18 protein-coding genes are annotated in these 17638 nt (G+C 63.4%); 6 read left to right on the top strand and 12 right to left on the bottom strand.

Going from position 1 to position 17638, the window contains the following annotated elements; genetic code table 11:
* The first annotated feature begins 30 nt into the window (after nt 1–30).
* The 3 genes from JQ628_RS13720 to JQ628_RS13710 all read left to right on the top strand — a co-directional run bounded on the left by JQ628_RS13720 (nt 31) and on the right by JQ628_RS13710 (nt 3944).
* Nucleotides 31–1032: a helix-turn-helix domain-containing protein gene (locus JQ628_RS13720; protein WP_212223093.1), complete on the top strand. Its 1002-nt coding sequence runs from the start codon at nt 31–33 to the stop codon at nt 1030–1032.
* 251 nt (nt 1033–1283) lie between these two features.
* Nucleotides 1284–2750, top strand: a complete 1467-nt coding sequence (locus JQ628_RS13715; protein WP_212223092.1) for a DEAD/DEAH box helicase — start codon at nt 1284–1286, stop codon at nt 2748–2750.
* A gap of 126 nt (nt 2751–2876) precedes the next feature.
* Nucleotides 2877–3944, top strand: a complete 1068-nt coding sequence (locus tag JQ628_RS13710) for a GGDEF domain-containing protein (RefSeq protein ID WP_212223091.1) — start codon at nt 2877–2879, stop codon at nt 3942–3944.
* A 100-nt stretch (nt 3945–4044) separates the two neighbouring features.
* On the opposite strand, the gene JQ628_RS13705 is transcribed toward JQ628_RS13710, so the two are convergent.
* The 10 genes from JQ628_RS13705 to JQ628_RS13660 form a co-directional block, all read right to left on the bottom strand.
* On the bottom strand, nt 4045–4485 hold the full coding sequence (locus tag JQ628_RS13705) for a TfoX/Sxy family protein (RefSeq protein WP_212223090.1): 441 nt from the start codon (nt 4483–4485) through the stop codon (nt 4045–4047).
* A 15-nt stretch (nt 4486–4500) separates the two neighbouring features.
* A complete protein-coding gene (locus JQ628_RS13700) occupies nt 4501–4884 on the bottom strand; it encodes a HesB/IscA family protein (RefSeq protein ID WP_212223089.1) in 384 nt (127 codons plus the stop codon).
* Between the two features lie 128 nt (nt 4885–5012).
* A complete protein-coding gene (locus JQ628_RS13695; RefSeq protein WP_212223088.1) occupies nt 5013–5426 on the bottom strand; it encodes a VOC family protein in 414 nt (137 codons plus the stop codon).
* 9 nt (nt 5427–5435) lie between these two features.
* Nucleotides 5436–5807, bottom strand: coding sequence for an SUF system Fe-S cluster assembly protein (locus JQ628_RS13690; RefSeq protein WP_212223087.1), 372 nt, complete (start codon nt 5805–5807; stop codon nt 5436–5438).
* Nucleotides 5804–7051: a cysteine desulfurase gene (locus tag JQ628_RS13685; RefSeq protein ID WP_212223086.1), complete on the bottom strand. Its 1248-nt coding sequence runs from the start codon at nt 7049–7051 to the stop codon at nt 5804–5806. Before JQ628_RS13685 ends, JQ628_RS13690 begins: the two co-directional genes overlap by 4 nt.
* Entirely contained in the window at nt 7048–8373 is a 1326-nt protein-coding gene (sufD, locus tag JQ628_RS13680) for a Fe-S cluster assembly protein SufD (protein WP_212223085.1), read from the bottom strand. The genes JQ628_RS13685 and sufD overlap by 4 nt, the downstream gene beginning before the upstream one ends.
* 18 nt (nt 8374–8391) lie before the next feature.
* A complete protein-coding gene (sufC, locus tag JQ628_RS13675) occupies nt 8392–9144 on the bottom strand; it encodes a Fe-S cluster assembly ATPase SufC (protein WP_212223084.1) in 753 nt (250 codons plus the stop codon).
* A gap of 124 nt (nt 9145–9268) precedes the next feature.
* On the bottom strand, nt 9269–10750 hold the full coding sequence (gene sufB, locus JQ628_RS13670) for a Fe-S cluster assembly protein SufB (RefSeq protein WP_212223083.1): 1482 nt from the start codon (nt 10748–10750) through the stop codon (nt 9269–9271).
* Nucleotides 10751–10843: 93 nt separating this feature from the next.
* Complete coding sequence (locus JQ628_RS13665) at nt 10844–11998, bottom strand: cysteine desulfurase family protein (protein ID WP_212223082.1); 1155 nt, start codon at nt 11996–11998, stop codon at nt 10844–10846.
* Nucleotides 11999–12100: 102 nt separating this feature from the next.
* Nucleotides 12101–13315, bottom strand: a complete 1215-nt coding sequence (locus JQ628_RS13660; RefSeq protein ID WP_212223081.1) for an acyltransferase family protein — start codon at nt 13313–13315, stop codon at nt 12101–12103.
* A gap of 29 nt (nt 13316–13344) precedes the next feature.
* On the opposite strand from JQ628_RS13660, the gene JQ628_RS13655 reads away from it, so the two are divergent.
* The 3 genes from JQ628_RS13655 to JQ628_RS13645 all read left to right on the top strand — a co-directional run bounded on the left by JQ628_RS13655 (nt 13345) and on the right by JQ628_RS13645 (nt 15740).
* Nucleotides 13345–14298: a LytTR family DNA-binding domain-containing protein gene (locus JQ628_RS13655; RefSeq protein ID WP_212223080.1), complete on the top strand. Its 954-nt coding sequence runs from the start codon at nt 13345–13347 to the stop codon at nt 14296–14298.
* A gap of 277 nt (nt 14299–14575) precedes the next feature.
* On the top strand, nt 14576–15223 hold the full coding sequence (locus tag JQ628_RS13650) for an alpha/beta hydrolase (RefSeq protein WP_212223079.1): 648 nt from the start codon (nt 14576–14578) through the stop codon (nt 15221–15223).
* A gap of 4 nt (nt 15224–15227) precedes the next feature.
* Nucleotides 15228–15740: a DUF1697 domain-containing protein gene (locus tag JQ628_RS13645; RefSeq protein ID WP_212223078.1), complete on the top strand. Its 513-nt coding sequence runs from the start codon at nt 15228–15230 to the stop codon at nt 15738–15740.
* Here the strand turns inward: JQ628_RS13645 and JQ628_RS13640 are convergent, their stop codons facing one another.
* Both JQ628_RS13640 and JQ628_RS13635 read right to left on the bottom strand, forming a co-directional pair.
* Nucleotides 15741–16418 carry a glutathione S-transferase family protein gene (locus JQ628_RS13640; protein ID WP_212223077.1) on the bottom strand — a complete coding sequence of 226 codons (678 nt, stop codon included), beginning with the start codon at nt 16416–16418 and terminating at the stop codon, nt 15741–15743.
* Nucleotides 16419–16500: 82 nt separating this feature from the next.
* Nucleotides 16501–17604 (bottom strand): anhydro-N-acetylmuramic acid kinase, encoded by a 1104-nt coding sequence (locus tag JQ628_RS13635; RefSeq protein ID WP_212223076.1) that lies wholly within the window; start codon nt 17602–17604, stop codon nt 16501–16503.
* Nucleotides 17605–17638 lie beyond the last annotated feature (34 nt).

Here is a 17638-nt window from a genome sequence, read left to right as displayed (position 1 = left end):
TGCCCCGCGCTGACACCGGGACCCGCAGCCGTGCACAAATGGTCTACCGATCAGGTCGATCCAAAGGACCGCTTCGATTACTGGCGCGAGGTTCGCGCCAAGGGATTGTTCGGGGTGACCGCCGAACTCGAGCGGGAGCACCGCCGGGACTTCTTCGGCGAGTTCACGCTGCGCAGGTTCGACAATGCCGGGCTGGTCGAGCTGCGTGCTTCGCCCTATCGCGTCGAGCGCAGTTCGGCCGATATCGCCGATGCACCCGGCGGCAGCCTTTGCATCTATCAGCAGCTTGGCGGCGGCGGCTGGTTTGGCGTCAATGGCAGCGGCGACTTCACGATCCAGAACGGCCGCTTCGCCACCAGCCATTCGGACCTGCCCTACAATACCGCGCCGCTTGCCGCCGACGGCTTTCACCTGCGCATTCTCAAAATACCCGCGCGCGAGCTGCCGCTGGGATCGGGCATCGGCGATCTCTTCCCAAAGCCGTTTGCCGGAAATCCATCGCTGACACCGCTGCTGGAATCCTGCTTTTCCGACCTGGCGGAAGCCGGCGACGAGAGCGATCCGGCCGCGACCAGGCCGCTGGTGCAGGCGCTGGCGCAGCTTGCCCTGATCGGCCGCGGCGTGGCCAAACCCGCCAGCCGCGCCGCGCTGGCCGCCATCCGCGTCGGCCAACTCTCGCTGGCGCGGCGCCTGATCGCGCGCAATCTTTCCTTTGCCGGGCTATCGCCGCCTTTCGTCGCGGATTTGCTCGGCATTTCGCTTCGGCATCTGCACAGCCTGTTTGAAGCCACCGGGACGAGTTTTTCGCAGATCGTGACGGCGGAGCGCATGAGGCAAAGCCGGCGCCTGCTGACCGAGGCGCCGGAGCGGCCGGTGTCGCAAATTGCACAGGCCTGCGGCTATGAGAGCCTGGCAACCTTCTACCGGACCTTCCGTGCGGCCCACGGGATGCCGCCCGGCGACTTCAGGTTGCGGGGCGAAGCCGGGAAACGGGAGAGCCGGGCGACCATCCTCCATTTGAAGGCCAAATGACAAAAAGGCGCTTATTTGTGCGAAAACATTAAGCTTTTTCGCCCATTATGCCAGTTCCAAGATTGACTTTGAGCATTTCGACCCTATGTTCGCGGTCATAGCGGCCCGGGATCGAAACGCGATTCCCTTGGGTTTGCCGCCCGTCAGCGTAACCAAACACCCCTGAGCTTCATCAAAGCACGCCGTTTCGGGGTTGAACGCGACAGCCTTTTTACTTTCGATTCCGAACGGCGGTGTCGATCAGAGGCTCAATGTCTTTTTCCCATCTCGGTTTGTCCGACAAGGTTCTCGCCGCTGTTGCGGCCACCGGCTACACCAACCCCACTCCCATTCAGGATCAGGCGATCCCCCAGGTTCTGGCCCGCCGCGACGTTCTCGGCATCGCCCAGACCGGCACCGGCAAGACCGCGGCCTTCGTGCTGCCGATGCTCACGCTCCTCGAAAAGGGCCGCGCCCGGGCACGCATGCCGCGCACGCTGATCCTCGAGCCGACGCGCGAGCTTGCGGCGCAGGTCAAGGAGCAGTTCGACAAATACGGCGCCGGCCAGAAACTCAACGTCGCGCTGCTGATCGGCGGCGTCTCCTTCGGCGACCAGGACTCCAAGCTGACGCGCGGCGTCGACGTCCTGATCGCAACCCCCGGCCGGCTGCTCGACCATACCGAGCGCGGCGGCCTGCTGCTCACCGGCGTCGAATTGCTGGTGATTGACGAAGCCGACCGCATGCTGGACATGGGCTTCATCCCCGACATCGAGCGCATCTGCAAGCTCGTTCCCTTTACGCGGCAGACCCTGTTCTTCACCGCAACGATGCCGCCGGAAATCAGCCGCATCACCGAAACCTTCCTGCACAATCCCGTAAAGATCGAAGTCTCGAAGCCCGCGACGACCGCCGTTACCGTGACGCAGTCGCAGGTATCCGCCGGGCGCGAAGCGCACGAGAAGCGCGAAATCCTGCGCCGCTTGCTACGCGATGCAAAAGACCTCAACAACGCGATCATCTTCTGCAACCGCAAGCGCGAGGTCGCCATCCTGCACAAGTCGCTACAGAAGCATGGCTTCAGCGTCGGCGCGCTGCATGGCGATATGGATCAGCCGGCGCGCATGGCTGCGCTCGATCAATTCCGCAAGGGTGAAATCCCGCTGCTGGTCGCTTCCGACGTCGCGGCGCGCGGCCTCGATATTCCGGCCGTCAGCCACGTCTTCAATTTCGACGTGCCGCATCATCCCGATGATTATGTTCACCGCATCGGCCGCACCGGCCGTGCCGGCCGCTCCGGCACCGCGATCTCGATCGTCACGCCGCTCGATACCAAGTCGATGGCAGCGATCGAAAAGCTGATCGGCCAAAGCATTCCGCGCACCGAAGGCGACTTTGCCGTTCACACCGAGGTATCCGCCGGCGGCGAGGCTCCGCGTGAGCCACGCAAGCGCGAGAGTTCGCGCGGCGGCCGCAACAAGGGCCGGCGTGAGCGCGAGCCGCGCCACGGTGAGCGCGAGCCGCGTCACGGTGAGCGCGAGGCGCGCAACGGCGAACGCGAGCCGCGTCAGGCCAGCGGCGGCCGCAATTCGACGCCGAAGCCACAAGCGCCCGCATCGCGCGTGCCGTCGATCGGCCGCCCGGAACCGCGGCGCATTTCCCGCGACGTGGAATCAGAGCCCGCCGATCACTCGCATCTCCCCGCGTTTCTGCTGAGGCCCGTGCGCGCGCGCGTTTGATCGCGCCGCACAACGCGGTTCCCCGCTTAACCCGGCGTTCATTATCCTCAATTAGCTTGGCCGCAATTATTTAAGTGATTGCTGCTGGGCAACGAGCGGCGCTGTTCGCTTTTGGGGATGTGATCAGTGGTCAAGCTGTTGGACGAACACGAACGCACGATGGCTTTTGCCGAAGTGGCGCTCGGCCAGATCAAGTCTCTCAGGCAAACGGCCGTCCCCCGCAATTACGAAATCTGGTACGTCTACGCGACCGGATACAATTCGCCCCTCAACAAGATCATCAACGAGACGCTGGCGCGCAACGGCAAGCTGACCGAGGCCGATCTCGAGCAGATCTACGAAACCTATCTCTCCCAGATCAAGACCTCCGACCGCATCGACAAGGTCGGCGCACGCGTGATCGGCGAGATCGACGACGTGACGAAGCTGATTTCGGATGCGCTCGGCATGTCGCAGAGCTACGACGCCAGCCTCGATGGCGCGAGCAAGAAACTCTCGTCCGCGAAGGACCGCGACCAGGTCAAGGCGGTCGTCGAGATGTTGGTGAAATCCACCCGCGAGATGCGCGAGACCAACAAGGCGCTGGAAGACCGCCTGTCGCTGTCGAAGACCGAGATCAGCAATCTCCAGCATAGTCTGGAAGCGATCCGCGCCGAGAGCCTGACCGATCCGCTCACCGGTCTCGGCAACCGCAAATATTTCGACCGATCGATCGAGACCGCCGTGCAGACCGCGCTCGCCAATGGCGAGCCGCTGTCGCTATTGATGTTCGACATCGACCACTTCAAGTCGTTCAACGATTCCTACGGCCATCTCACCGGCGATCAGGTGCTGCGCCTCGTCGGCATGTCGCTGAAGCAAACCATCAAGGGCCAGGACATCACTGCGCGCTACGGCGGCGAGGAGTTCGCCGTCGTGCTGCCCAACACCGCGCTGCGCCAGGCGCTGACGGTTGCCGACCACATCCGCCGCGCCATCATGGCGAAGGAATTGAAGAAGAAATCGACCGGCGAGATTCTGGGCCGCGTCACCATCTCGGTCGGCGTGTCCATGCTCAAGCCCGGCGACGACACCGACGCGCTGATCGAGCGCGCGGACGCCTGCCTCTACGCCGCCAAGCGCAACGGCCGCAACCGCGTGATCTGCGAAGTTGACCCGGAATACACTGCCGAGCTCCAGGGCCAAGTGGCCTGATCCCGGACCCTCGTGGTGAGGAGCCCGAAGGGCGTCTCGAACTATGAGGCCCCTGTCTCGCCCGCGGCCATCCTTCGAGACGCACGCTGGCGCGTGCTCCTCAGGATGAGGTCTTTTTCCTCGGCAAGGACTTCTTCTTGACTGCTTTCGGCCTGGTCGCCTGCTTGGCTCGCTTTGCCTTCTTCGGCGCGGCCTTCGCCTTCCGCGCCCTCGGCCGCTTCTTCAGCGCGGCGCGCTGGGCCGCGGCGAGAGCCGCCCTCGCCCACACGCCAAGATCTTCCGTGTCGTCGAACAGCCACGCCGGCAGTTGCCAGTAGGAATTCACCGTCACGGTTTTGGCGCGCGTCTGGTACTGAAACGGTTTTGAACCTTCCGCCTCGAACTGCGGGATCGTCGCCTCATCCGCGCGGAAATAAAGGCCCGCGCGCAGCGCCAGTGCGAAGTTGATTCCGTCCGCGGAGATGCCGTAGCCGGAAAACATCCGGCGGATCGTCACCGGGCCGAAATCGGCAAAGAGGTCGATGAGGAATTCGCGGTCCATGCAGGACCTGATGTATCACACCGTGGCCGGCTTGAGCTGCACCGACTCGCCACAGCCGCAGGCGGAGATCTGGTTCGGATTGTTGAAGACGAACTGCGCCTGCATCTTGTCGGCCTTGTAGTCCATCTCGGTGCCGAGCAGGAACAGTACGGCCTTGGGGTCGACGAGGATCTTCACGCCCTTGTCCTCGACCACTTCGTCGGTGGGACGGATCTCGTGGGCATATTCGACGGTGTAGGACTGACCGGCGCAGCCGCCGTTCTTCACGCCGACCCGCAGGCCGACAATCTCCGAATCGGCGCGCCGGGTGAGCTCGTTGATCCGGCTCGCAGCAGCTTCCGTCAGCTTCATCACCTGCGGCCGGGGCCGCGGCTTCGGCTTGGAGACGGTGGTGTCCATTGCAGTCGATCTCCTGTGCCGCCTGAGCGACAAATCGTTCTAACCCAAAGATAGCAACGAAACCGTTGCTGTGAAGACCTCAAGGGTTTCAATTGGATGAGAAGACCTCCAATCAACCCCAATTTATCCTAGTAAATCGCCCAAACACCCGGTGTGACCAGTTCCAGCAGATGGCGGTCGGGATCGCGAAAATAGATGCTGCGCCCGCCGCGCGGCCAATCCGTCCGCCCCTCGACTGCAACCCGATGCTCGCCCAGGCGCTTTTCCCATGCCGGCAGTTCGTCCGCCTCGATGGAAAAGGCCGCATGGATCGGACCGTTGCCGTGGTGCGGCGGAATCGTGCCGCCGGGCAAGCGCACCGTTTCGAGCGTCGAGCCCCGGTGAAACAGCAGCAGCACGCTGCGGCCTCCAACGTCGAAGGCCAGAAACCGGGAATCTCTCGTCAGCGCCGTGAGCCCAAGCACCTCCTCGTAGAACTCGCGGGCGCGGTCGAGGTCATCGACATACAGCGCAGTCTCGATGACACCGGACAGCTTGGGCAAGGGAACCCTTCACCACATGTTCAGGACGAGGCGAGCCTCGTCGCTCATCCGGTCCGGCGACCATGCCGGCTCCCACACCAGATTGACGTTGACGACGCCGACGCCAGGAACGCTGGCGATCGCGTTCTCGACCATGGTCGGCAATTCTCCCGCCGCCGGGCAGTTCGGCGTGGTCAGGGTCATCAGGACGTCGACGCCGCGGTCTTCCTTCAGGTCGACCTTGTAGATCAGGCCGAGCTCGTAGATATCGGCCGGGATTTCCGGATCGAACACCGTCTTCAGAGCGGCGACGATCTCGGCGCCCAGCCGCTCGGTCTCCTCCGGCGGCAGCGCCGAATTGGTTTCCATATTGGCGGTTTTGATTTCAGCGGTATCGCTCATGCGAACAAATCCTGCGCCTTGATCAGCGCCTGCACCAGTTGGTCGACTTCCTCGCGGGTATTATACATCCCGAACGAGGCGCGGCAGGTGGCTGTGACATTGAACCGCTCTAAAAGCGGCATCACGCAATGGGTTCCGGCGCGCACCGCAATGCCCTGGCGATCGATCACGGTGGCGACGTCATGGGCATGGGCGCCCTTCATCTCGAACGAGATCACCGGCCCCTTGTGGCGCGCGGTGCCGATCAGCCGCAGCGAGTTGATCTCGCGCAGGCGATCCTGGGCATAGGTGACGAGGTCATGCTCGTGCGCGGCGATGCGCTCCTTGCCGATCGAATTGACGTAGTCGATGGCGGCGCCCAGCCCGATCGCCTGTACGATCGGCGGAGTGCCGGCCTCGAATTTGTGCGGGGGATCGCCATAGGTGATCCAATCCTTGGCCACCTCGCGGATCATCTCGCCGCCTCCGTTGAAGGGGCGCATCGCGACGAGGTGCTCATGCTTGGCATAGAGCACGCCGATCCCGGTCGGTCCGTACACCTTGTGGCCGGTGAAGGCGTAGAAGTCGGCATCGAGGTCCTGCACGTCGACCTGGAGGTGGACCGCGCCCTGCGCGCCATCGACCAGCACCGGGATGCCGCGCTCATGCGCGAGCTTGATTACTTCCTTGATCGGGACGAGCGTGCCGAGCGCATTCGACATCTGCGTGATCGCAACGAGCTTGGTACGCGGCGACAGCAGCTTCTCGAACTCGTCGATCAGGAAATTGCCCTCGTCGTCGACCGGCGCCCATTTGATGACAGCGCCATGGCGTTCCCTCAGGAAATGCCAGGGCACGATGTTGGAGTGGTGCTCCATGATCGAGAGCACGATCTCGTCGCCCTCGCCGATATTCGGCTCGCCCCATGACGACGCCACGAGGTTGATCGCCTCGGTGACGTTGCGGGTGAAGATAATCTCCTCGCTGCGCCGGGCATTGAGGAATTGCGCGACCTTGCCGCGGGCGCCTTCATAGGCTTCGGTCGCGGCATTGGCGAGGTAATGCAGGCCGCGATGCACGTTGGCGTATTCGGTGGTGTACGCCGTCGTCAGGCGGTCGAGCACGACTTTCGGCTTCTGGGCGGACGCCGCATTGTCGAGATAGACAAGCTGCTTGCCATAGACTTTCAGCGCCAGCGCCGGAAAATCCTCCCGCACGCGGGCGACATCATAGGTGCCGTTGGTAACAGCCGGATGCGTGCTCATGCCCGTGCCTCCAGCCAGCGTATGGCGGAGGCGACCGCCAACTCGCGCAGATCGTCGTTCACGATGGATTCGATGGCTTCACCGACAAAAGCCTGGATCAGCAGCGACTGCGCTTCCTTTTCGGACAGGCCGCGGGCGCGCAGGTAGAACAACAGGCTCTCGTCGAGCGCGCCTGTCGTGGCGCCATGGCCGCAGGTGACGTCGTCGGCAAAGATTTCCAGTTCCGGCTTGTTGTCAGCCTCGGCCTCGTCGGACAGCAAGAGCGCCCGCGTCATCATCTTGGCGTCGGTCTTCTGCGCGTCCGGCCGCACGATGATGCGGCCCTGGAACACCGAATGCGCCCGGTCGTCGGCAACCGCGCGGAACACTTCGCGGCTGGCGCAATTCGGCACGGCGTGATCCATGAACAGCGTGGTATCGGCGTGCTGTTTGCCGTTGAGCAGATTGACGCCGTTGGTCTCGACCCGGGACCCCTCGCCTGCAAATGCGATGTTGGCCTGATAGCGACTGACTGATGCGCCCGAGGTCATGCCAAAGGTGTTGAAGTGCGCGTGCGCGCCCAGTGTCACAACGGCAGAGGAAATGTTGGCGGCCTCAGCGCTGTCCTCGACCAGACGGACGTGATCCAACCGCGAATTGTCGCCGATGGCAATGACCAGCGAGTCGTGCGCCTGATAGGCTTTTGCGCCGTCGGCCGCGACATAGCTTTCGACCAGCGTCACGCCGGCGTCCTTGCCGAGGCGCAGCAGCGAGCGGGTGAAGATGGCCGCCGGCACGCTGCCGGTTGCGATGTGGACGACATGCAGCGGCTGCGACATCACGGTACCCGCGGCGACCTCGATCACGACGCCGTCGGTCATCATCGCGGTGTTGAGCGCCACCATTGGATTGGAGACGTCGAACGCGAAAAGCTGCGACTGCAATTCGGCATTGCCGGCTTCCAGCACCTCGCGCAGCGAGCGGATGGAAAGGCCCTTTTCCAAATCGGCCGTTTCTGAAAGTTTTGGCGCAAACACGCCATCGACCAGCACCAGCCGGCGGGTCCCGCGGACCTTGTGCTGCTTCAGCGTCTTTTCCGCATGCTTCAAGGCGGCCGCGTCGGGCGCAGGCGCAAGCGGCAGCACTTCTCGCATGAGGGCGCGCAGGTCGGTATATTTCCAGTCCTCGAGCCGCCGGTGCGGCAGGCCGGCGCGCTCATAGGCGTCAAACGCCTGCCGCCGCTGCTCCAGGATCTGGCCGGTGCCGGGCAAGCGATCGCGTGCGACGATAAAAGCGTCGCTCAGCGCGCGTCCGGTCTCGGTCTTTGCCAGCACAACATTCATCGAAAATCCGTCCCGTCGTCAGGCCGCGTCTTCGAACTGGGCGTAGCCGGAAGCTTCCAGCTCCAGCGCCAGATCCTTGCCGCCGCTTTTGACGACCTTGCCCCTCGACATCACGTGCACAAAGTCGGGCACGATGTAGTTCAGGAGCCGTTGATAGTGGGTGATGACGACCATCGCACGGTCGGGCGAACGCAGCGCGTTGACGCCGTCGGCCGCGATCCGCAGCGCATCGATGTCGAGGCCGGAATCCATCTCGTCGAGGATGCACAGGCTCGGTTCGAACAGCGCCATCTGCAGGATCTCGTTGCGCTTCTTCTCGCCGCCGGAGAAGCCGACATTGACGCCGCGACGCAGCATGTCCTGCGGGATGTTGAGCGATTTGGCGACCTCGCGGACCTTCTTCAAGAAGTCCGGCGTCGAGTATTCGCTCTCGCCGCGCGCCTTGCGCTGCGCATTCAGCGCGGTGCGCAGAAAATTCATGGTGGCAACGCCCGGGATTTCCACCGGATACTGAAACGCCAGGAACACGCCCTTGGCGGCGCGCTCGTCGGGCGCCATCTCCAAGAGGTCTTCGCCCTTGAACAGGATTTCGCCGCCGGTGACTTCATAGCCGGGCTTGCCGGCGATCACGTGGCTCAGCGTCGATTTTCCGGAGCCGTTCGGCCCCATGATGGCGTGCACCTCGCCCGGGTTCACCGTCAGCGACAGCCCATGGAGAATCTCGCGATCCTCGACGCGGACTTGCAGATCTTTCACTTCAAGCAATGACATCATCTTGTTCCGTTTGTTCCTCGTCCTGAGGAGCGCCCAAGGGCGCGTCTCGAAGGACACAGGCCGATAATCTTTCCTCTCATCCTTCGAGATGGCCGCTGCGCGTCCTCCTCAGGATGAGGCCTTATCCAACCGAACCTTCGAGGCTGATCGAGATCAGCTTCTGCGCTTCCACCGCAAACTCCATCGGAAGCTGCTGGAGCACGTCTTTCACGAAGCCGTTGACGACGAGGCCGACGGCTTCTTCCTGGCTGAGCCCGCGCTGCACGCAATAGAACAGCACGTCCTCGGAAATTTTCGAGGTCGTCGCCTCGTGCTCGAAGGTCGCTGACGAGTTCTTGGCTTCCACATACGGCACGGTGTGCGCGCCGCACTTGTCGCCGATCAGCAGCGAGTCGCAGGCGGTGTAATTGCGCGCGCCGGTGGCCTTCCGATGGGCGGTGACGAGACCGCGATAGGTGTTTTGCGATACGCCGGCCGCGATACCCTTGGAGATGATCCTGGAGGTCGTGTTCTTGCCGAGATGAATCATCTTGGTGCCGGAATCGACCTGCTGGTGGCCGTTCGAGATCGCGATTGAATAGAACTCACCACGTGAATTGTCGCCGCGCAGAATACAGCTCGGATATTTCCAGGTAATGGCCGAGCCGGTCTCGACCTGGGTCCAGGAAATCTTGGAATTGTTGCCGCGGCAGTCGCCACGCTTGGTGACGAAATTGTAGATGCCGCCGACACCTTCCGAGTTGCCGGGATACCAGTTCTGCACCGTCGAATATTTGATCTCGGCGTCATCGAGCGCGACGAGCTCGACCACGGCAGCATGCAACTGGTTCTCGTCGCGCTGCGGCGCGGTGCAGCCTTCGAGATAGCTGACGTAAGAACCCTTGTCGGCGATGATCAGCGTGCGCTCGAACTGGCCGGTGTTGCGCTCGTTGATGCGGAAATACGTCGACAGCTCCATCGGGCAGCGCACGCCCGGGGGCACGTAGACGAACGAGCCGTCGGAGAACACGGCCGAGTTCAGCGTCGCAAAGAAGTTGTCGGAGGTCGGCACCACGGAGCCGAGATACTTCTTCACCAGCTCAGGATGCTCGCGGATCGCTTCCGAGATCGGCATGAAGATCACGCCGGCCTGCTTCAGCTCCTTCTGGAAGGTGGTCGCCACCGACACCGAGTCGAACACGGCATCGACGGCGATCTTGCGCTCGCCTTCCGGGCGCACGACGCCTTCCAGCACTTCCACCTCGCGCAGGGGAATGCCGAGCTTCTCATAGGTCTTCAGGATTTCGGGGTCGATCTCGTCGAGCGAGCCGACCTGCTTCTTCGGCTTCGGCGCCGCGTAATAGTAGAGATCCTGGTAATCGATCTTCGGGTAGTGGACGCGCGCCCATTGCGGCTCGGTCATGGTCAGCCAGCGGCGAAAAGCCTCCAGACGCCATTCCAGCATCCAGGCCGGCTCGTTCTTCTTGGCAGAGATAAAGCGGACCGTATCTTCGGTCAGGCCCTTCGGGGCCTTGTCGGATTCGATCAGCGTCTCGAACCCATATCGATACTGGTCGACGTCGATGCGCCGTACGCGCTCGACCGTCTCTTGTACGGCTGGCATTCCATCCTCCGCTCGCGGTTTCAAGGACCGCGGTGGAACAGTTCCAAAGTCTATTACGATGTATTGGCCACGAAATCGACCGCTTAGAACCGTTCAAGCTGTGTTTCGTCGCTGACCCTTAACTAGGCTATCGGCAAGCTTTCGCCAAGCCTCCAAGGCTGAATCGACGTGCCTTTGTGATGTGGACCAGCCCATACTGAGCCGCACGGCTCCCTGAGCCAGTTCCGGGCCGAACCCCATGGCTTGGAGGACGTGCGACGGCTGTACCTTTCCGGAGGAACAGGCCGATCCGGACGATACTCCAATACCGGCGAGGTCGAAGCCGATCACCGCGGTTTCGGCCTTCAGTCCGGGGGCCGTGAAAAGAACGGTATTTGGCAACCTTTCCGCATCCTCCGAGAAGATGATCGTGTCGGAAACGCTCCGGAGCCCCGCTTCAAGCCGATCCCGCAAGTCCCGAAGTCTCTCGGCATCAGCCGCCATGGCCGCCAGCGCGGCCTTGGTAGCCGCTCCAAAGCCCGCGATGTCAGCGACGTTCTCCGTCCCGGCCCGTCGCCCCTGCTCCTGCCCGCCGCCGCGCAGCAACGGCTCAAGGCCCGACAAGCCCTCGGCCAGCACCAGCGCGCCTGACCCCTTCGGTCCGCCCAGCTTGTGGGCCGACAGCGTCAACAGATCGGCACCGGTCGAGGCGAGGTCGAGCGGAATTTTGCCAAAGGCCTGGATCGCATCGACATGCAGCACCCCACCCGCCGCATGAACAATTTCGGCCACCTGGGCCACAGGCTGGATCGCGCCGGTCTCGTTGTTGGCCAGCATCACCGACACCAGCGCCGGCGGCCCACCCGCAAGCAGCGTACGCAAATGCCCGAGGTCGACGACTCCTGAACGTGTCACACCGATGGTGTGGATCTCTGAGGCCGCAAACCGTCCGCCCGCGAGAACCGAGGCATGCTCGATCGCGGAAACCAGCAGCCGCTGCGCCGGCATGCCGCCGCGCCGCAGCCCGGGCGTCAGCGCCAGCGAATTGGCTTCGGTGCCGCCCGACGTGAACACGACATTTTGCGGCTGCGCGCCGACAGCCCGGGCGACGATGGCACGGGCATCCTCCACCAGCCGCCGCGCCTCGCGGCCCTCGGCATGCACCGAGGATGGATTGCCGGAAATGTCCCACGCCTGCGCCATCGCCGCCTTCGCCTCGGGGCGAAGCGGCGTGGTCGCATTCCAGTCGAGATAAACGCGCGCGGGCATGAAGCGTCATATAGCGCTTCCCGGCGATCTGGACACCCCGCCAGAGCGTTTTCGAGCGAAGTGGGCACCGCTTCGCGTGAAGAAAACGCGTCAAACAAGAATCTACCCCGCGGGCTGGCTTCGCATCGGCATCGCCGGTTCGGAGGCCGCCGCCATCTTCAATCCGAACAGCGGCCGCAGCAGCGCGACGCGCCGCACGATCTCGTAGGTGACGATGCAGGCCATCGCCGTGCCTGATATCACAATGCTTGCTTCCTGCCAGGCGGACAGGCCGCTGCCTCGCAGGGCATGCGCGATCATGATGATCGCGGTCTGGTGCACGATGTAATAGGGAAAGATCGCATCGGTGAGATAGCGGCGGATGGCGGAGTCCTTTGTGATCCAGCGCCGCGCAAAACCGAGCACCGCAACCATGCAGAGCCACTGGTAGAAGCCGTAAGCCACGCTAGCCGTAATCCTGAGCGGCATCCCGCCGTCCGGCATCGACCGCAGGGTGATGAAGGTTAGGAACAGCGCGCCCGCAAGCGCGAACGCGGTCCAGCGGTGGCGCTCGGTCGCGTCCCAAAACGGTTTTGCGTGTGCAAGCAGGAAGCCAAGCAGGAATACGGTCGCGAACAGCGCGTGATTGTACCAGTCGCCGAACATCGCATGGGTCGAGGGGAAGTGCGGCAGCAGCACGATCCGGTAGGCCGCAAAGGCCAGCGGCGGCAGGACCAGCAGCCCCCAGCCCGACAAGGCCGGCACCAGCCAGCGCTCAATAAGACCGGCCAAAGCGGGAGCGGCCATCACCACCAGACCCAGCGCCATCGTGTAAACCCAGAGATAGGCCACGAACCAAAGGTGGTTCCAGGTCGGCAGAATGATGCAGGGGTTCGGGCAGAACTGCGAGCTGAAGGCGAAATAGTGGTTGAGGTAGAAATCGGCGAAGCCGGCGGGATAACCCAGCGTTTCGACGATCTGGGCATAGGCCTGCGGCGGCACGATCACGAACATGCCGAACAGAAGCGGAATCAACAGTCGCGCGGTACGCGAGCGCAGCAACGGCACTAGTGCGTATTTTCGGACCATGAACCGGGTCGCCACGCCCGAAACCAGGAACAGGATCGACAGCCGCCACGGGTTGAGCACCAGCATCAGCGGTTCCAGCGCCGTGATCCGGTGCACGCTCTTGATGTGAAAGCCCCAGGAAACGTAGAGCATCCCGACGTGGTAGAAGATCAGGAGCCCGAAGGCGCCGATCCGCACCCAGTCGAGGTCGATCCGCCGCTCCGTCCCGCCGTTGAAATCCGTCTGTTGTGATATGGTCGGCTCTCGCATGGTCCGCTCCCGAATTCGCCGATGACAGCATGAGTGACGTCAAAAATGCGCGGGAAAGGCCTGAAGTCGAGCCGGTTTGGGACCGCCAAACGAGCCCCGGTGACGAACTGAAACCGCCGGGGACGAGCGGTTGGCCTCGCGGGGCGACCGGTGACTGGTTGATCTATGCCGCGGTCGCAGCGGTGGCGATCGTGATCGGAATCGTCGGCGCGCTGTCGACCGCCGACGACATCGCCCGGCACGGCGGCGTCTATGATATCCGCCCGCCTTTGCTATGGGACATGACCAGCATCGCGGTCATCATCCTGCTTACCCCCGTGATGCTGGCGGTCGTGCGGCGCATCCGCCGCGAGCCGGCGCTGACGATCCGGATCGCCCTCGCCATCGCCACCATCATTGTGTTCTCGGCCGTCCACATCACCGGGATGGTGGCCTTGCGCAAATTGATCATGTGGCTTGCGGGCGGCGCCTACGACTTCCGCTTCTCGCTGGCAACCGTGCTGTACGAGTTCCGCAAGGACGTGGTCACCTGCGTCCTGATCGGCGGCGGCATGTGGCTGATCGACAGCCGCCGCGAGGCGCAGCGGGTGCTGGAGGTGGAAACGCCGCCTCAGCCCGCAGGGCAAGCCCCGACATCGCAAACGATCTGGCTGCGCGACGGGACGCGCAGCATCCGCATCGAACCGGGCGACATCCTCTGGATCAACTCGGCGGGCAATTACGTCGAATACAGCATGGCCGATGGCAGCAATCATCTGATCCGGGGGACGCTGGCCGCGGCCGAAGCCGAGTTGGCGCGCTTCAACCTCGTCCGCATTCACCGCACGCGGCTCGCCAATCTCGATCGCGTGACCAGTGTCGAGACAAAGCCATCAGGCGATTTCGAGCTGACATTCGATACCGGACGGACTGCTTCCGGAAGCCGCCGCTACAAAAGCGCGGTCGCCCCGCTGGATCGGACCAGCGCTTCAAGCGGAATGTGAGCGCACCGCTGTTGTCGCACCGGAGGGCTACGGACTTTCGAAATTGCCTCGATCCTGTCGGCGGTTAAGGCGACATTGCGACCTGATTTCCGACGTCATCAAACGCACAAAATCCTTGCTTTTTGCCCCTCGCCCTATGTTAGAACGCCGCCCACACGTTCGCCCGCGCCGTCCGCGCATCGCTTGACGGCCGCTCACCGCCCTTCAAGAGCCGCTTTGTCCGCCGAGCCGATCGGGTTGATTGCCAAGGGACAGACAAGGGATCACTGGGAACACAATGCCTGAAGTCATTTTCACCGGCCCCGCGGGCCGCCTTGAAGGCCGCTATCATCCGGCCAAGCAGAAGAACGCGCCGATCGCGATGATTTTGCATCCGCATCCGCAGTTCCACGGCACGATGAACCACCAGATCGTCTACCAGTGCTACTACGCGTTCGCGCATCGCGGCTTTTCGGTGCTGCGCTTCAATTTCCGCGGCGTCGGACGCAGCCAGGGCTCGTTCGACCACGGCACCGGCGAATTGTCGGATGCGGCGTCCGCGCTCGACTGGGCGCAGACCATCAATCCCGAGGCGCGCGCCTGCTGGGTTGCCGGCTTTTCGTTCGGCGCCTGGATCGGCATGCAGCTCCTGATGCGCCGTCCGGAGGTCGAAGGCTTCATCTCGATCGCGCCGCCCGCCAACCTCTACGATTTTTCGTTTCTGGCACCCTGCCCGTCCTCCGGCCTGATCGTGCATGGCGAAAGGGATGCCGTGGTGCCGCCGAAGGACGTCAACACGCTGGTCGAGAAGCTCAAGACGCAGAAGGGCATCGTGATCGACCAGCAGGTGATTCCCGGCGCCAACCACTTCTTCGACGGCAAGCTGGAGCCGCTGATGGAAGCGGTCACCGGCTATCTCGACATGCGGCTCGCCAACGTCAGGTAAGCCGATGGCCGCGTTCATCGCCTTGCTGCGTGCCGTCAATGTCGGCGGCACGGGCAAGCTGCCGATGAGCGAACTGAAGGCGATGTGCGAGGAGTTCGGCTTCGAAAAAGTCCGCACCTACATCGCCAGCGGCAATGTGGTCTTCACCAGCCGCAAATCCGAAGCCGCCATCAAGGCTGTGCTGGAAAAGCGGCTGGAAGCCTATGCGAAGAAGCCGGTAGGTGTGATCGTACGCACCGCCGCCGAGATAGCAAAGGTGGCCGACGAAAATCCGTTTCCGGACAAGGCCACCAACCGGACTGTCGCAATCTTCCTGGACAAGACCCCGCCCAAGAATGCGCTGGACGACATTCGCGGCCGCAAGGACGAAGAGCTCAAACTTGGCCGCCGCGAGATCTATGTCCACTACGGCGAGGGCATGGGAACGTCGAAGCTGGTCATTCCCGCCGCCAAGACCGGCACCGCGCGCAACATGAACACGGTTGCGACGCTTGCCAGGATGGCCGCGGAGCTTTGATCACGCGGCCAGCTTGAGCAGATGTGCGTCGTGACGGACCAGGAACGCACGCAGCAAATCGGCATATTCAGGCGAAACGGCGCCGCGAACGCTCGGCCGTTTCACAAGCTGCGCGCGCCAGGCGCGCACCTTCGGCGTCTCGGCGAATATGGCGAGGTCCGTAACCTCGTCGAAGACATCGAAGTAGCGGAAGATCGGCGCGAACACCGCATCGACCAGGCAGAAACCCTCGCCGGCAAAGAAGGAGCCACCGCCCAGCGCCGCTTCGACGCGGGCAAACTTTGCCACAATCGCCTGTCGCTTGCTTTCAAAGATTGCAGGATCGGTCGTGGTCTCCAATCCCCATAATTCGCCGAGAATGGCGGAGCCGAATTCCATCCAGGCGCGATGCTCGGCGCGCTTCAAGGGATCGCGTGGGTGCAGCTTCGTCTCGGGAAAAATGTCCTCGATATATTCGCAGATAACGTTGCTCTCAAACAGCGCCACCTCTGCGCCGTCGCGTTCAACCACCAGGACAGGCACCTTGCCGAGCGGCGATATCTTCAGGAACCAGTCCGGCTTGTTGGCGAGATCGATGTCGATCCGCTCGAACGGCACGCCCTTTTCGGTCAGCGCGATCACCGCGCGCTGCACATAGGGACAAAGCTTGTGGCTGATCAGTTTCAGCGGCGCGGACATGGCCAATCTTCCGTTATATGCATCTGCATGAAAAACTACATGCAGATGCATATAACGTCAAGGCCGCACAGCCCCGGCCCGATCACGGCCGCGCGATCACCCCGCCGGTCATCGGCATCGGGACGCCCGTGGTGGCGGGATAGCTGAGCGGCAGGCCTTTCAGTCCGCGCGCCGCAAGGAAGCCGAACGCCTGTGCCTCGATGGCATCGGACGCCCAGCCCAGCCCGTCGGCGGCCTCGACTGTGGCGGGCCGCAGGCGCTCGCGCAGCATCCTGAGCATGGTGAGGTTGCGCGCCCCGCCGCCGGCGACGATCCAGCTCTTCGGCGGCTTTGGCAGCAGCGGCACGATCCGGGCGATCGCCGCGGCGGTGAAGGCCGTCAGCGTGGCGGCGCCGTCGGCCGGCTTCATCTCACCCAGCTTGAGCGAGGCAAAATCGTTGCGGTCGAGCGATTTCGGCGGCGGCTTCCTGAAGAACGGCAGCTCCAGCGCGCGGGCAATCCAGGCTTCATCGGCGACGCCCTGCGCGGCCATCCGGCCCTCGCAATCGAAGCGCTGGCTCATGACACGGAACATGAAATCGTCGAGCAGCGCATTGCCCGGCCCGGTGTCGCAGGCGATCAGCGTATCCGCGCCGTCGATATAGGTGATGTTGGAGACGCCGCCGATATTGACCACCACGATCGGCCCCTCGCGCTCCAGGGACTGCGCCAGCGCGCGGTGATAGACCGGCACGAACGGCGCGCCCTGGCCGCCGGCCTCGACGTCGGCGGCGCGGAAATCATGCATCACGGGGATGTGGATGGCCTTGGCCAGCGCCGGGCCGTCGCCGATCTGCACGGTCAGCCTCTTCTCGGGGCGGTGCAGCACGGTCTGGCCGTGAAAGCCGACGATGTCGATTTCTTCCCGGGTAATACGGTTTTGCGCGGTGAAGGCCGCCACGGCCTCGGCATGGGCTACGGTGACCGCCCGCTCGGCCTCCGCCAGAATGCCCGGCCGGGCGTCGCGCTGCGGCAAATGGACGGCTTCCGTCAGGGCCTGGCGCAGGAGCCCGCGCTCGCGGTCGGTATAGGGCCGGTAGCCGGACGGTCCGAAAGCCTTAACCTTCTTTCCGTCGGTCTCGATCATGGCGACATCGACCCCGTCGAGCGAGGTGCCGCTCATCAGACCGAGTGCCGTCAACATCATCGCATTTATGCCCTGATTCCTGCCTCAACGCCTG

Source organism: Bradyrhizobium lablabi (assembly GCF_018129385.1).
Classification (GTDB): Bacteria; Pseudomonadota; Alphaproteobacteria; order Rhizobiales; family Xanthobacteraceae; genus Bradyrhizobium; species Bradyrhizobium lablabi_C.
The sequence above is the reverse complement of the archived record's forward strand: the minus strand, read 5'-3'. Positions and strand labels throughout refer to the sequence as shown.